This is a genomic window from Corynebacterium sp. 20-84 (genome assembly GCF_053479455.1).
Genome location: NZ_JBRBCB010000003.1, coordinates 128,547 through 143,931, shown reverse-complemented (window position 1 = coordinate 143,931; position 15,385 = coordinate 128,547). Strand labels below are relative to the sequence as shown.

The window sequence follows — 15,385 nt, the reverse complement described above, 5'->3', positions numbered from 1 at the left end:
CTGTTCCGGCGGCCGGTGGAGACCCGGTGGGGCGGCCCGGGGACGAACACCTGATTGGACACCGCTCGCGCGGCGGGCATGGTTCATCCACGGTGGGTAAAACACACAGGCCTTAAACCTTAGAGCACGCCCTACTCAGACTCCAAAACGCGACTTCCGCTTCTGCGCTGGTGCGTACTGCGGGGACAGCACGACAAATGCGTGCGCCCCACCTGCCCATGGTGGTGCGCACGCACTGGAATCGAAACGCTCTTCAGTAGGGCGGGCCGTTCGCCGCGTCTGCCCTGCGGGATGCTGGGTCAGATCAAAAATTGGCCCGCTTTGTAGATGAGCGGTTCAGTACTTGTGTTTGTGTTCGTTCGTCGTTTTACCCCCAGCTATTCGCGGCGGCGGTGTTGACGGACTGCATGCGGTCGTTGCCGTCCTCGACGGCGCGGCCGATGGCCGAAAGGATGTCGTTGAGGTCCTGCGCCGCGGTGTCCCACTTGTTCTGGTGCTCCTGGTAGCGGTCAGCTGCTTCGCCTTCCCAAGAGGAAACCATCGGCTTGAGCTGGTCTTTAAGGTCCTCCAGCTGGCTGCCGATATTGCGGGACGAGGTCTCGATGTCGGATGCAGCGTCGGCGAGTGAACCGAAGCCGTACTTGATCACTGTCACTGTGTGTTCTCCCTGAGTCAGATCTATGTGGTGGTGTGTGCGTGTTGCGGTGTGTGGACCGGTCCGATGCTTGTGGCGTTGTTTCGAGCGCTACAGCGCAAGGCCGCCGGCTGGTGCGATGTTTGCGAAGGCGTCGGAATTCGTTGCGTCGACGTCTTCGAAGTTGCTGGCGTTGTCGCGGATATTCGACGCGATGTCGCCGAGTGCTTCGCCAAGGCGGCGCTCCGCGTCATCGAAGCGGACCATCAAATCGTCGAAGCTGGCCTGCGCGCTGCCGGACCAGTAATCGCGCGTGGACTGCGCGACATCTTGAAGGCGGTTGAGCTCGGCATTGACCGAGTCGTTGGTGTCGTCTACGTTGTTCGCCGCGTTGCGCATGACGTCGGCTTCTGTGCGGAATTGAGCGGTGCTCATATTTCCTCCCCCGATATTGTTGTGTGCAATGGATTGTGGACGTGGTCTGCGGCGCTGAGGCCGTTTGTGACCTTTCCACCCTTATTGGACTGTTCTTCACCCTGTTTCGGTTCCCTGAGAACCGGAACTTTTTTCGCGCCTCAGCCGGGCGGGGTGAAGCGGGCGGATTCGTTGGCCATGGTGCACGTGGCTAATTGGACAGTGGTGGGCGCAGTACGTGTGTGGCAGCCGATGGAAATCTGCACGTCACGGTCGGTCCAGGTGGACCACAATGCGTGGGATCCGTCCGGAAGCGCATGCTCGTAGCGGACGCTGACCTCGTCACTTTCGGTGTGGCGCAGTTCCGGATCCTCCTCGATGTCTTTTTTCACCTGCCGCATGATGTCTTCGGGCGGGACGCCGTAGAGCGGGTCCACCGCGAGCTGCAGGCGGAAATCCGGGTCAGGTCCGGTCGCGCGCCACATGTCGCCGTCGGGCTCGAGGCGAAAGCCGACGGGCAGTTCCACGGTCAAACCGTCTTGTTCGAGGACGACCTTTTCTACTTTCGGTTCAGCGGGATCCGGATCAGGTGCGGGCACCTCACCGGGATCATCGCCGACGCTGCCCGTCGGCAACGCCGCACCTGCCGAATCGCGGGAGACTGCGATGTCTGCATTACTATTCTCGTCTCCTTCTTCATCGCTTCCCCGTCCGGCGACGAACCAGATCGCTACGGCGCAGACCGTGGTAACCAGACCGACCGCGCCGACAAGCGCATAGCCTGATCGGCCGAAGCGTTCCTGCCGACGTGGTTCCAGCGCTGGACGCCGGATCGGGATTTCCCGGATTTCCTCCCATTCGTCAGTCGAGGGGTGGGTGTCGGTGTCATCGGCCTCGTCCAGCGACTCGCAGGTCAGCTCGACTTCGTAGTCGCCGAATGCGCAGATGAGCTGCTTGAGTGACGCATCAGTCGCGACGAGATGCACGGGTGTCCACTTCGGGTGTTCGCCGAGCACACTGCGGACATAACTGACGATCTCGCCGGCGGACGGCTTGTCGTAGCGGTGCACATTGGCCAGGCCGGAAAAAACAGTGCATTCATCATCGACGGTGACGGTGAGAAGGGCGTTAGCGCCCGGTTCTGGTGACGTGTCGGCGGCAGCGGATGAGCGGCTGCCGCTGACGTGGGCGGTGGTCATGGGGTCTCCTCGGATTGGGGTGCGGATGGGACGTCGATAAGCGTGTTTTCTGCGATGTGGATCGGGCCGATCTGCTCGTTGTCGCGGACGAAGATGCCGCGGCCGGGGCGCAACGGCAGTGGGCGAACGCCGAAGAGCGCGCCTTCGTCTTTGGTGCCGGAGAAGAGCACGACATCGGGCAGTTGGTCCTTGAGGGCGCTGAGGAACGGCGCGAGCAGAGCACGGCCCGTGCCGCCGAATTTGCGGGCGGCGATGATGTGCAGGCCAATGTCGTGCGCATGCGGGATGAGCGGCAGCAACGGGCGAAGATTCTCTTCACCAACGAGTTCAAGATCGTCGACGACCACGTAAATATCCGGTCCCGTCCACCAGTTGCGCGCGGCGAGCTGTTCGGCAGTGATATCGGGGCCGGGCAGACGCCCAGTCAGGGTCGTCGCGGTATCCGCGAGCGCGGCCTTCGCGGCATCGGTCGACCCGCCGTAAGCCGCGACCATCGGGTGATCCGCGTGCCGCAGATGGGTGCGACGCGGATCGATCACCACCATGCGGGCTCGCTCACGCGGCATCGTCGCAAGCTGCCCGATCACCGTTGCCACCAGCGTGGACTTTCCTGCACCGGAAGCACCGACGGCGAGCAGGTGCTGGCGGTCGAAGGTGACAGGTTCCACGTCGCGCCCGCCGATGCCAAGCAGGATCCGCCCGCGGCGCTTTGCCGGCACGGACTGCGCGAGCTCGTCGATGGCAATGCGCGCCGGCAGGACCTTCAGCTTCGGCACCGGGGTCTGGTCCGCCGCCTGCGCGGCGATGTGCGCGATGTCTTCCTTCGCGGTCGCGGCGATGAGCATGCTCTTTCCAGCAGCGGTAATACCGCGGCCCGGCGCGGCAGGCAGCTTCTCCTGCAATTTCCGGTCCAGCAGCGAATCCATCGGCTCAGTGAGTTTGAGCTCCAGACGCGTGCCAATGAGGTCGCGCACATTCGGCCGCACCGCATTCCACCGCTGCGTGGTCACCACCAAGTGCACACCCGCAGCCGGACCTTCCGCAGCGATCGTGGCCAGCGCATCTTTCAGATCCTCCAGCTTCGAATCGGCGGCGATGAGCGAGTGCCAACCATCGACGACCAGTACGGTCCGCGCGGGAAACGCACGTCGCTTATCGACGATCCCCAACACCTCATCCACCACCCTTTTCACCTTCTCCTCATCGCCGCGCCCGGCCACACCGGCAACGTGGGGCAGGGATTCAAGCACGTCCGAGTCCCCGCCACCGGCGTCGATGACATAAAAGCCCAGTTGGTCTGTGGTGTGCGTCGCCGCCAAGGAGGCAATGATCGTCCGCACCGCCATCGATTTGCCGGTCTGCGGCCCGCCCGAAAGCGCCACATGCCCACCGGAGACACCGAGATCGATGGTCAGGGGGTGTTGGCGCTGGTGATACGGGTCGTCGATAAGCCCAATGCTCGCTTTGAGCTCCCCGCTGTCCTCGCACACTTCCGGAAGTCCCACGCGTGGCGGTAACGGCGGAAGCCACACGGTGTGCGCGCTCTGTCCGCGCGCTGCCGCTGTCTTCTGCGCGGCGCTCACAACCTCGGCGAGCAGCGTCGTCGTCGGATCAGGAAGAGCCGCCGCGACCGCGGGCTCATCAACCTCGTCCCATCCCGCGAACAACCTGACCTGCGGTGCTGCCCCTGGGCTCGTCGGCTCAGCCGGACGCATGAGCGGGCCGGAGACATAGGACGCTTTGAAGCGTGTGAGCTCCGTCGACGCTGTCTTGATATAGCCCGCGCCTGGGTCCGCCGGCAGTTCGTAGGCATCTGAAACCCCGAGCACCTGGCGCGATTCCGCCGCGGAAAATGTGCGCAAACCGATCCGGTACGACAGATGCGAATCGAGCCCGCGCAGCTTGCCCTCTTCCAGGCGTTGCGAAGCGAGCAGAAGATGCACGCCCAGCGAACGTCCCAAACGCCCCACCGCGACGAAGAGATCCGCGAAATTCGGGTGCTGGCCGAGCAGCTCCGAGAACTCATCGACCACGATCACCAGCGACGGCAACGGGTCGAGATCCGGCCGGGTGCTCGTGCGCGCTGCGTTGTATTCAGTAATATTGGCGAAATTTCCCGCCGCGCGCAGCAGCTCCTGCCGGCGGTTCATCTCGCCGGAGATCGCATCAAACATGCGCTCAACCAGCACCGCCTCGTCCTCGAGGTTGGTGATCACTGCTGACGTGTGCGGCAATCCCTCGCAGCCCAGGAAGGTCGCGCCGCCCTTGAAATCGACCAGCACCAGGTTGAGCTCGTCCGGCGAATGCGTCGCCGCGAGCGCCACGACGAGTGTTTTCAAAAGTTCTGATTTTCCGGACCCCGTCGCGCCGATGCACAGCCCATGCGGCCCCATGCCGCCGTGCGCCGATTCCTTCAGGTCTAGATAGACCGGCCCGCCGTTCGGGTCCACGCCGATCGGGACGGTGAGACGCTGCCGGCTCCCCTCGCGTCCCGGCCACATGGCGGGCCCGGCGAGATGGTCGATGTCGTCGATGCCGAGCAAGTCCAGCAGTCCCCCGCCACGGGGTGTGTTCCCATTTCCGTTGTCTGGCCTGCGGTAGAACGCCAGGTTGCGGTAGATGAATTCGGCGGCGCCCGCGCTGAACGTGTCGGTCTCGCCGAGCCTCTCGACACCGGATGTGGTCACCGCGTCGATCTCGTCGCCGCACAACAGGTGGAGTGCATCGTCGTGAACGAACGCGTCCGTGTCCTCGGTGACGGCGAGAACACAGTCCGCTTCCCCATAGGCCATGGCCTTCGGCGACGCCGCATCCACGACCGCCACCGTGAAACCGGCTGCGCCCGGGTCGCGGGTATGCGGCAGCCATTTCGCCGCCTCCAACCCGGGGGCGCTGATTTCCAGCCCGACTGCCTCCGGACCATGGAAGAACGCCAGTTGCGCCACGATCGACCGCGCCACCTCGTGCGCCCGCGGGCCAGCCAGAGTGAGCAGCGGAAATGCCTCCAGTTGAATCACGATAGGCATGCGCGGCACTGTGCTGACCGCGGCGACTGTGCGGCGCAGACTCACCGCGCACACCGGATCCAAGTCCTCCGGGGAACCTGGATCTGCGACCTCCACCGGAGTGCACAGAGATGACCTGCCTGTGCCGACTCGAACCTCGTATGCCCGCGGGTCTTTGCTCGTGCGCTCCCACACTCGTTCCGCATCCACGGCGTTGACTAGGTGATCCGGGTGCGGGTGGAAGAATTCCACGTGCTCGCGCTGCTGGGCGGCATTGCTCCGCGCACGCTCCGCTAACGCATCCAGATGGCGCAGATACACTCGGCGCGACTCGTCGATATCGCCGGCTTTTTCCGGCGGGTTCAACGTGGTCAGAAGGCCCATGATCATCATGAGCGGAAAGACCATCATCATGGGGCTGATCCCGCGCCCGCTGAGCGCGAAGATAGCCACCATCGCTCCGATGGCCGCGACCATCACCACGGGCATGATGATGCGCATGAGTGGCTCCGGCGGTTTGCGCACCGCCTGCGGCACGCTCTCCGCGTCGAGCTGCCCCGTCGGCAGGGGCGGTGCCGTCTGCGCAGTAGTCCCGGCAGCCGGCGGCGCTTGAATCGGGTCGTTATCGAGCCCCAACATTCGTGATTTCTCCCCCCTCGAGAATTCGCGCACCCCACACCTTTACGGTTTTGTCCGCACGTGCGGTTCTTTGGTCAGGGAGCCCCCCGGCTTCCCTGTCCACCACAGCGTGGCGGTGCGTCGATGATTCCGAATCATAGGCAACAACCCCGCACCGCGCGCACCGAAAAGTCCCGAAAACGGCGCATTGTCTACTGAAGTAGACATCGATGGCCCCCACGCACCCCCGTGACGGGGCAGACTGGAACAGAACAACCAATCGTGAATCCGGGAGGAATCATGGTCGCTGCATCGACCCATCATGTTGTCCGCGTGACCGTGCGCATCAGCGCGGCACCGATCTACCGTTCCGTCGACGTGAGTTTGCCCACGTCATCGACACTCAGCGAAGTGCTGCCCGAATTGGCGCGGCTGATTGAGCTGCCGCAAACAGCCGGCCGACCATGGGAGTTCGCCACTGCGGCGGGCGCGCCGCTGGACCCGCATGTTCCGCTGCACAATATGCGGCTTCGCGACGGCCAGGTCCTCGCCCTACGCCCGCACGAACCCGTCGATCCGCCAGTGGTGCGCGATGCCGCAGAGTCATTGGCGGCGGCAGCTGCGGCCACCACTCGTTCGGGGATTGACACTGCCGCGACCTTCGCCGGTGCCACAGCCGCAGGGATCCTCACCGCATCCTTGTCCGCTCCGCTAGCTGGCGCGGCAGTTACTGCATTGCTCCTGCTCGTGATTGCTGTAGCTGCCCGGTCCCGCGCTGTCTTTCCCGCCGCGGCATGCGCCGCCAGCGCAGTCTGCGGTGCGTGGGTGAGCGAGATCCACGACGAAACCGGTACCTGGCCGCCCGCGACCGATCTCGCATTCGGCGCGATGACTGCATGTGTGATCGCGGCCGCCCTGACCGTGGGCGGTGCGGTGCTTGGACTCGCCGGCCCACGCGTGACATCGGCGGTGCTGACCAGCGCGGCTCTCATTCTCGCGGGCTCGCTCGCAGTCTGGCTGCCCTCCCCGACAGCCCCGTACGCCGCGGTGGTACTCGCCGGGATCACCGCGGTGATGCTCACCCCGTCGGTGGCCACGCGCGCTGCGGGCTTGCGCATTCCGCGGGTCCCCACCGCCGGGCAGGAATTCGGCATCGCGGACGATTACCAGGATGATGTGGACGCGCGCTCGGACGCCGCCCGCGCCATCACCGCCGGCATCAGCGTCGCCGCCGCGCTGTGCGTCATTCCGGCGCTCCTCGTACTCGCTCGCTCCGGCGGCGGATGGGTCTTCGCGTTGTGCCTGTGCACCGCGGGCGCGCTCATCGTCCACGCATCGCGCCACCACGGCACGATTCCGCGCCTCAGCCTCGGTAGCACCGCGATGCTGGCGCTGGCCTGCGGTGTCACGGCCGTTGCAGTCGTCGACAGCGCGCACCCGGCGCTACTCATCGCTGCCGGGTTCACCGCTCTTACTGCCGCTACTGCCGCGCTGTGGGCTGCCCGTGTGCCGGATCTCGAGCCGACCACGCTCGTCTGGCTTGAACGCGCCGAGGCCGCCGCGATCATTGCCGTCATTCCGCTCGCGGTGAAGCTCACCGGCATCTTCGATCTCATTCGGGGGCTGTAATGCGCGCATTTTCTCGCCTATCGACGTCCCTTGCCGCCCTTCCCTTCCTCCTTCCCGCCATCTCCTGTCCGCACCTCGCTGCTGCTCAAGACATCACCTGCGCCGTCGGCGCGCCCGCGGGTGAAACAGATGACATCCATACGAGCGAGGCCGCTGAGGCCCGCTCCCAATTGCATCGTCTCGCCACCGGAGCCGGCGTCAAAGTGGCTGTGATCGACACCGGTGTTGCCGGTCATCCGCAGTTGAACCAGCTTTCCGGTGGCGCCGACTTCGTCACACCCGATACCCCGGAACCGTTCAAGGATTGCGATGCGCACGGCACCGTCGTCGCCGGCATCATCGCCGGAACTGACGCCGGGATCGCTCCGGACGCGGAGATTCTGTCCATCCGCCAGTCCTCAGCCCACTACCGCTCACCTGCTCCCCGCGGGGAAGATGCTCCAGCCGCCGCCACCATCGGTGACCTGGAGACGCTCACGCGGGCGATCCACAACGCGCTCGACGAGAACGCAAAGGTCATCAATATTTCTGTGGTTTCCTGCGTCGAACCGGAACTCGCGCCCCGCGTAGATACCCGCGGTCTGAAAGACGCTCTCGGCCGCGCCGAACACGCAGGTGCTGTGGTGGTCGCCGCCGCCGGCAACCTGTCACGCGAGTGTCCTGCCGGTTCCACTGTCTTCCCTGCGCATTTTCCTACAGTCCTCGCTGTCGGTGCGCGTGCCGATTCCCACTCCATCGCCGATTACTCCCTCCCCGTTCCTGAAGGCGCCACGCTGCTCACCGCTCCGGGCACCGTCGAGCGCGCTTCCGCCCCAGGTGTCAGGGGCTGGTCTGTGGGCAAGGCAGGCGAGCGCGGCGAAATCGAACCATTCGCCGGGACGAGCTTCGCCGCACCTGTGGTCAGCGGCACCGTCGCCCTCCTGCGTCAGCGCCATCCGCATGCCACACCTGCCCAGCTCCGTGACATGATCACCGCCTCCGCGGAACCGCACGGCGGTGCCATCGACCCGCTGCGGGCTGTCTCTTTCGTCGAACGCGAGCAGAGCCCCGACACCGCACCGCTGCGTGCGCGCCCAATTGAGACCATTGATTCCGCTGCCCCACACCGAAGCAGTTTCACGGTCGCAAGCGTCGTGCTCGTCGCCGCCCTTGCTGTCGCAGTGGGCGCTTTTCGACGGATACTCCTCCAGGGCCGGCCCCGACATCGCTCCATTCACCACGGCTAAAACTCGTCGCGAAGGTGGAGCGCCGAGACCAGATTGACTGGCGCCGCAGCGCTATCAGTAGGTCGCGGTCAGCGCTGCCTCGCGTGTAAGGGCTGGGCCTTCGGGCAGGAGACTGAGAATGCTCCACGGAACGGTGTCCACGTGCAGTGCGCCGACGACATCGAGATTGTCCCTGGTATCCACCAGATGGCGCTGACCTGAAGCGGACACGACGTGGTAGCCGGCACCGGTGTCGACGCCGACAGCACCGGAGGCTAAGCCGACGAAATGGGTCGCGGGGCTATCACCGGACAGCTCGACCGATCCTGCGGTCAAAACATCCGAGTCTGGGGCAACGAGTGCAACAGAGCCTGACTCCGTCACGCACACGGCCGATCCTTGTGGATCCACCCACTCCGGCGCTTTCTCCGGAACGGCGATATCTAGCGGGACTTGGGCATCCGGATACGCGGCGATCTGGGAGGGGGAAGAGGTTGAGGTGGGGGCGGCAGCGTCGATAAGCAACTGCTTCTGCAATTCCGAAACGGGCTGAATGCCGCCGTGCTGGGTGACAGCCCATGCTTCATCGGTGCCGTCGGCGAGCAACAGGCGCGGCAATGGGTGTGGCAGGCGGACCGGCGGAAGTTCGCGAATCGCGGACAGCACCGGCGCACTGATGTCTACGCGGACGACGTTCGCGTCAATGCCCAGGGCACGTCGGATCAGCCTGCCCTGTGCATCGCTGTCTGACGGAAGTTTTGCACGCCCCTCATTGGTGAGCATCCACTCGTTGCCGCCTTGAGTCACCGCGACAGCCTGACCGTCGGCGAGCTGCTGCACCGGTTCCCCGGCGACAACCGTGACACGCTCCTCCCCCTCGCACGCCGACCACACAGCATCCACCGCATCGCCCGGCGCGAACATCGCCGGCGCCGTGGCGATGCCCAACGGCACACCGCGCGGCATCTCGGTGAGCCGCTCCTCCCCCACGCGCTGCGGCTCCTCCGCGCTGCCTGCGATCAGTCGCGCCGACGTCAGGTTCGTCACCGGGTGCACCACCTCCCCGACCCGCACGTACATCGCCCCGTCATTGGCCCGCAGAATCGCCGCCGTGCCCGGATCCGGATTCGGCCGCAACCACGCGAACAGTCCTGAACCCGCCGCGATGAGCGCCACCGCGACCATCCCGAAAATCGCCGAGCGTCGCCGTGCCGCCAATGGATCATGAATCATCCGGATATCCCCGTAGATGAGCCCGTGTTCCACGCGCCGGCGCATGAAACGGTGCCCGGACACCTGTGAACGCGTCGTCGGCAGCAGCCTGCGCGCCTGCTTTGTCTCCCCCGAAATGACATGAGTGTGCTGAGCCATGTGGACGCCCCCCGTCGATTAGCAATGGCTTCTTTACACGAAGCTAAGCGCATGCGGCGCGGGCTTCAACCCGAAAATGCGCACTACAGTGCGCAACGCTATTCGACGTCCGCGGCCGCCAGCTCCTCACTCGTCGGAGTCAGCTCAGGCAGCTCGGTAGAGCCACCGTTGGCGACGGCGTCGCGCTGAAGCTCTTTGATCTCAGCTGGGGTGAGCTGTGCGTTGACGGCGAAGATGGTCACGCGGCCGCGCTGGTAGACGGGCGTGACGCCGGGGGTGGTCCACAAGGCCTTGTCCACCTGCCAGTTCTTGGGACCGGGCCAGAAGGTGTTGCCGGAGGAGACGATGAAGCGGACGCCCAGATCGGCAGCGGCGTCGTCGGCGGGCGATTTCTCGTTCGGTCGGCCGCGTTCACCGGCGCCGAGCTGGCCGGCGCGGTCGGCGAGCAAGTTCGAGTCGACGCCCATCCCGCCGTTGGGCCACAGGTAGTGGCGGGCGACGGTGGGGACGCCGTTGATGGCATAGGCCCAGGAGTAGCCATCGGTGGATTCACCCATAACGAGCCCCTCCTGCGCTTCCGGGCGGGAGCCGAGCCACGCATAGGCGGTCATCTGGTCGTCGTCGACCATGCGGTCGTTGAGGCGGGAGGCGTCGAATGACATTTCGGCACCGTCGACAGCGACAGTGGACGCCCAGGCGCCAGCGCCCCACCCGGTCAGTGCAGCGAGCACGGCTGATGCGAGCGAGGTGCCCCACACCCACGGGCGGCGGATGCCGTAGCGGGCGGCGATGGGCGCGAGCGTGAAAACGCGGATGATCACAGCCGCACCGACGGCAGCGCCGGCGATGACGGTCAGCGCCACCACGGTGACGATGCGGTGCGCCGAGTTGTAGTGCGGCGCGCCCAGCATGGTCAAAAGCGGTTCCCACATCCCGTCGAACGGATGCAGCGCGTGTGCGGTGGTGGCCACCATGATCCCGTAGAAGACTGGCGCCCAGACCTGCCCGCGCCACACCACCATGGCGATGGCACCGAAACCGGCGAGCCACAGCAAGATGGTGGGATCGAAATCGGGGAAGAACTCGCCCACGTGGCGGGTCTCCATCATGAACGCCTTGTCCCAGGCCTCCTCAGCGGTGACATTCTCACTCGCGTCCCAGGTGTTCACTTCCCCAGACTGAGCCTGGCCGGCGAGCAGCTGCGGGAGGAACGCCACCGTCGCGCCGAGCGCCGGGATGGCCAACCAGAGAACATCGCCGACGCGTGAGCGGTCCGGGCGCCACACCAGGTACGTCGCCCAGTACAGCAGGACCGCGAGCACCACCACGAGTACGGCCGACGGGTGGACCTGCATCATGCCCAGGAAGGCGAACAGCGTCGGCAGTGCCAGTGCCCGGTAGCGCGGCACCTGGTGGAACAGCGCGATGACGAGGCCGGACAGGCCGATCGCCACGATGTACGGGCGCATGCCCACGAAGTCCGGGATCCACACCAGCACCGGCGACGCGTACACGCCGATGGCGGCCAAGCCCGCGGCGATCTGCGCGACCATGCCGTGGCCGCGCGCCATCGCCCATGCCAGTCCCGCGGCGCCGGCGGGCAAAGCGAGGCTCGGCAGAACGATCGACGCCAGGTTCACTGCCTCCACAGGGGCAAGGCCGCCAGCTTTGGCGAACAGCGCTGTCGCCGCGTGGAATGCGGACGGGTAGAACAGGTCGATGTGCGTTTCAGGGTTCTGCAGCTCGCCCATCCGGGTGGGTGAGGCGATGCCTTCTTCCATGATGAAACGCACGGCGTTGACGTGCCATTGGATGTCCCAGCCCTGGACGATATTGTTCAGCTGGCCCGGCACCTTCGACTGGAGCTCGAGCTGTTTCGCGATCAGCATCCACACGCCAGCCACGACACCGGCGCCGGGGAGCACCCACGACGGGTCGGCGATGCTGCCGCGCCGCCAGTCACCCGGCCACAGGCCGCGCACCCAGTTCTTCGCGGCACGCTTTTTCGCCCGTCGCGCGAATGCGTAGCGCCACCCGGCCGCCAGGCACAGCATGAGCACTAAGAAAACGATGAAGGACGGCCACCCGAAGCGGATTCCCATCGCGCCGTACATCCAGCTGCCAAGCCCGACGATGCCGAAGGTCGCGGGCAGGGACGCCGCAGCGGCAGCGGGCAGTTTCGCGCCCGCGACCCACGCGAAGATGAGTCCCGGCAGGGTGAACACAGCGATGGCCAGCCACACGGCGCCGACTGCATCCATGCGTTCTACCTCCGGGCAACTCTTTCGAACGATTCCTGCCCAAGCAGTTTATTCCGTTGCGCGGGGCGACTCGGAGTGCACCTCCGAAGCGTCACGCCGGTCCCGCGTGACTGCCGCGCGAGCTGCGAGTTCGTCGTCCGCCGGATAGTCGACGCGCGTCAAGGTCAACCCGTTTGCGGGTGCCAGGCGCACCGCCGGCGAGCGTTCCTTCGCCCCCAACAGTGCGGCGGCCCAGTCGTCGTCACGCTTGCCGGAGCCGACGTCGAGACAGGTCGCCACGAGCGCGCGGACCATGTGCCAGCAGAACGCGTCGGCGACAATGACCGCTTCGAAGAGTTCCGGTTCCTCGTCGGTAGAGATGTCGCGCCATTCGAAGGAGCGGACTTCCCGGATCGTGGTGGCGTGCGGGCGCGCTTTGCAGAATGCGGCGAAATCATGCAGCCCCACCACCGCATTCGCGAACTGCTGCGCGGCGTCGAGGTCCACTTTCTTCGGCCACACGGCAGTGTCGCGCACACGCAGGGGCAATGCCCCGCCGTCCGCGGTGGTCACCCGGTAGCGGTAGGTGCGCGTCAACGCGGAGAAGCGCGCGTCGAAGCCGTCGGGCGCGGCGGACACGGCCGAAACACGCACATCAGGCTCAAGCAATTTCGCTAATCGACGCACCAACCGCCCCGGATCCCCCTCAATCGACCTCTGGTCCAGCGATGCCACTGGGATATCCGCATGCGCCACCTGACCGGAGGCGTGCACCCCCGCATCCGTTCGGCCCGCCACGGTCAGCTCCACCGGGTAGCGCAGGATCAAGCTCAGTGCGTTCTCAAGCACGCCCTGCACCGTGCGGAGTTCCTCCCCGCCGGTTGGTTTCTGGCGCGCCCAGCCGTGAAAGTCCGTGCCGTCGTAGGCGACATCGAACCGCAGGCGCACCATCTCTTCCCCGTGTGATGCGCGTATGCCTGTGTCAGTCATACCTTCAGAATAAATGGCCCGAAATAGGCAGGTTCACCGAGGGGAGACGGGATTTTGAGAAGTCTCGCCGCTTATCGAGAACGGCAAACTTTGGATGAGAGATCCTGTTATTTCCTATACTCGATGCCGTGGAACTGCCCTGCCGGCTTCGGCACAGCAGTTCGGGCCCCGTTGATTGCTACTGGCGCGCGGGGCCCATTCATGTTCATGAACCAAACTCAAGCAGAAAGCAACGAGAAACGCCCGCTCCCCTTTCAACAAGGGAGCGGGCGTTTAGCGCTTACAGGCGCGAGAAGGTCTTACTTCTCGTCCTCGGCGGTCTCCTGGACCTCCGGAGCCTCAGCGGTGTCCTCGGCGACGGCCTCGTCGTTGGACTCAGCGTCAGCCGGTGCCTCAGCCTTGGTCTCCTCAGCCTCAGCCGGGGTCTGTTCAGCCTTCTCGTCGGCCTCGGCAGCAGCTGCCTCAGCCTCGGCGGCCTTCTCCTTGGAGGCGGCGGCGCGTGCAGCGCGGTTCGCCTCGGAAGCCACGGTCTCCTCGAGAACGAGGGAGATGTTGACCATCGGAGCGTTGTCGCCCTTACGGTTCTCGAGCTTGATGGTGCGGGTGTAGCCACCTGCACGGTTCTCGAACTTGGGGGCGAGCTCATCGAACAGGTACGCGGTGACGTCCTTGTTCGGGATGTCCTTGGCCACGGCGCGGCGGTCAGCGACCGAACCGGACTTGGCCTTGGTGATGATCTTCTCTGCGTACGGGCGCAGAACCTTGGCCTTGGCCTCGGTGGTCTTGATGGAGCCGTTCACGAACAGCTGGCTGGCCAGGTTGGACAGAATGTGCTTCTGGTGGCTAGCCGAACCGCCGAGACGCGGGCCCTTCTTCGGGGTAGGCATTGTTGTACTCCTCGTGTTGTTTGTGTCAGTGCGCTTTGTTTACTCGGCGTTTACTCAGCGTCATCCATGGCGCCGTCGACGAAGTCGCCGGTCTCAGCGTCGTAGCCCTCGAGCTGGGTCGGATCGAAGTCTTCCGGGGCGTCCTTGAGGGTCAGGCCCAGGGAAGCAAGCTTGATCTTGACCTCGTTGATGGACTTCTGGCCGAAGTTGCGGATATCCAGCAGGTCCGATTCGGTGCACTCGGCGAGCTCACCGACGGTGTGGATCTCCTGGCGCTTCAGGCAGTTGTACGAACGCACGGAGAAGTTCAGGTCCTCGATCGGCATGTTGTACGCGGCGATGTACTCCGTCTCCTGCGGGGACGGGCCGATCTCGATGCCCTCGGCGGCGGTGTTCAGCTCGCGTGCGAGGCCGAACAGCTCGACGAGGGTGGAGCCTGCGGACGCGAGGGCGTCGCGGGCGGTCATGGAGTTCTTGGTCTCCACGTCGATGATCAGCTTGTCAAAGTCGGTACGCTGCTCAACACGCGTCGCCTCAACCTTGTAGGAGACCTTCAGCACCGGCGAGTAGATCTGGTCGACCGGGATACGGCCGATCTCGCCGCCGGAGTTAGTCATCGCCGGAACGTAGCCGCGGCCACGCTCGACAACGAGTTCCATCTCCAGGCGCGCCTGCTCGTTGAGCGAGGCGATGTGCAGGTCCGGGTTGTGCACGGTGACGTCAGCCGGCAGATCGATGTCTGCGCCGGTGACCTCGCCCGGGCCTTCCTTGGACAGGTACATGACCACCGGCTCGTCGGAGTCGGAGGACAGGACCAGGTTCTTCACGTTGAGGATGATCTCAGAGACGTTCTCTTTGACACCGTTGATCGTGGTGAACTCGTGGAGCACACCGTCGATCTTGATGGAGGTCACGGCTGCGCCCGGGATGGATGACAGCAGCGTGCGGCGCAGAGAGTTGCCGAGGGTGTAGCCGAAACCAGGCTCGAGCGGCTCGATGACGAACTTCGAACGGTTGGTGTCGATGTATTCCTCGGTGAGCTGAGGACGCTGTGAGATGAGCATGAACTTCTCCTTCCGGCGACCGCTATATGACGCCGTAGAGGGTGCCAGCGAGGTGAGTCGCCGACACGGATGACAGTTGAAAGGGCGCCGTCGATAAGCGATTGCTTGTCGACGCCCCGAAGTACCGCA

The 15,385-nt window shown here is 65.1% G+C and carries 11 protein-coding genes; 2 read left to right on the top strand and 9 right to left on the bottom strand.

All coding sequences use genetic code 11. The features are described 5' to 3' along the window. Nucleotides 1–367 precede the first annotated feature (367 nt). The 4 genes from ACUY2Y_RS03340 to eccCa all read right to left on the bottom strand — a co-directional run bounded on the left by ACUY2Y_RS03340 (nt 368) and on the right by eccCa (nt 5,891). A complete protein-coding gene (locus tag ACUY2Y_RS03340) occupies nt 368–655 on the bottom strand; it encodes a WXG100 family type VII secretion target (RefSeq protein ID WP_087117191.1) in 288 nt (95 codons plus the stop codon). A gap of 90 nt (nt 656–745) precedes the next feature. Next, complete coding sequence (locus ACUY2Y_RS03335; protein WP_087117190.1) at nt 746–1,069, bottom strand: WXG100 family type VII secretion target; 324 nt, start codon at nt 1,067–1,069, stop codon at nt 746–748. Nucleotides 1,070–1,209: 140 nt separating this feature from the next. Further along, a complete protein-coding gene (locus ACUY2Y_RS03330; protein WP_448324798.1) occupies nt 1,210–2,247 on the bottom strand; it encodes a type VII secretion-associated protein in 1,038 nt (345 codons plus the stop codon). After that, entirely contained in the window at nt 2,244–5,891 is a 3,648-nt protein-coding gene (gene eccCa, locus ACUY2Y_RS03325; protein WP_448324797.1) for a type VII secretion protein EccCa, read from the bottom strand. The genes ACUY2Y_RS03330 and eccCa overlap by 4 nt, the downstream gene beginning before the upstream one ends. 279 nt (nt 5,892–6,170) lie before the next feature. Here eccCa and eccD point away from each other — a divergent pair, with 279 nt between their 5' ends. Both eccD and ACUY2Y_RS03315 read left to right on the top strand, forming a co-directional pair. Then, nucleotides 6,171–7,499: a type VII secretion integral membrane protein EccD gene (gene eccD / locus ACUY2Y_RS03320; protein ID WP_448324796.1), complete on the top strand. Its 1,329-nt coding sequence runs from the start codon at nt 6,171–6,173 to the stop codon at nt 7,497–7,499. Next, nucleotides 7,499–8,725: a S8 family serine peptidase gene (locus tag ACUY2Y_RS03315; protein WP_448324795.1), complete on the top strand. Its 1,227-nt coding sequence runs from the start codon at nt 7,499–7,501 to the stop codon at nt 8,723–8,725. The genes eccD and ACUY2Y_RS03315 overlap by 1 nt, the downstream gene beginning before the upstream one ends. A gap of 54 nt (nt 8,726–8,779) precedes the next feature. Here the strand turns inward: ACUY2Y_RS03315 and eccB are convergent, their stop codons facing one another. The 5 genes from eccB to ACUY2Y_RS03290 form a co-directional block, all read right to left on the bottom strand. Further along, the gene (eccB, locus tag ACUY2Y_RS03310) at nt 8,780–10,075 is read right to left on the bottom strand and encodes a type VII secretion protein EccB (RefSeq protein WP_448324794.1); all 1,296 of its coding nucleotides are present in this window, start codon (nt 10,073–10,075) and stop codon (nt 8,780–8,782) included. Nucleotides 10,076–10,173: 98 nt separating this feature from the next. Then, nucleotides 10,174–12,336: a DUF6541 family protein gene (locus ACUY2Y_RS03305; protein ID WP_448324793.1), complete on the bottom strand. Its 2,163-nt coding sequence runs from the start codon at nt 12,334–12,336 to the stop codon at nt 10,174–10,176. Nucleotides 12,337–12,384: 48 nt separating this feature from the next. Further along, a complete protein-coding gene (gene truA, locus ACUY2Y_RS03300; protein WP_448324792.1) occupies nt 12,385–13,305 on the bottom strand; it encodes a tRNA pseudouridine(38-40) synthase TruA in 921 nt (306 codons plus the stop codon). A 299-nt stretch (nt 13,306–13,604) separates the two neighbouring features. Then, the gene (rplQ, locus tag ACUY2Y_RS03295) at nt 13,605–14,192 is read right to left on the bottom strand and encodes a 50S ribosomal protein L17 (RefSeq protein WP_448324791.1); all 588 of its coding nucleotides are present in this window, start codon (nt 14,190–14,192) and stop codon (nt 13,605–13,607) included. 50 nt (nt 14,193–14,242) lie between these two features. After that, the gene (locus ACUY2Y_RS03290; protein ID WP_210573898.1) at nt 14,243–15,256 is read right to left on the bottom strand and encodes a DNA-directed RNA polymerase subunit alpha; all 1,014 of its coding nucleotides are present in this window, start codon (nt 15,254–15,256) and stop codon (nt 14,243–14,245) included. Nucleotides 15,257–15,385: the final 129 nt, after the last annotated feature.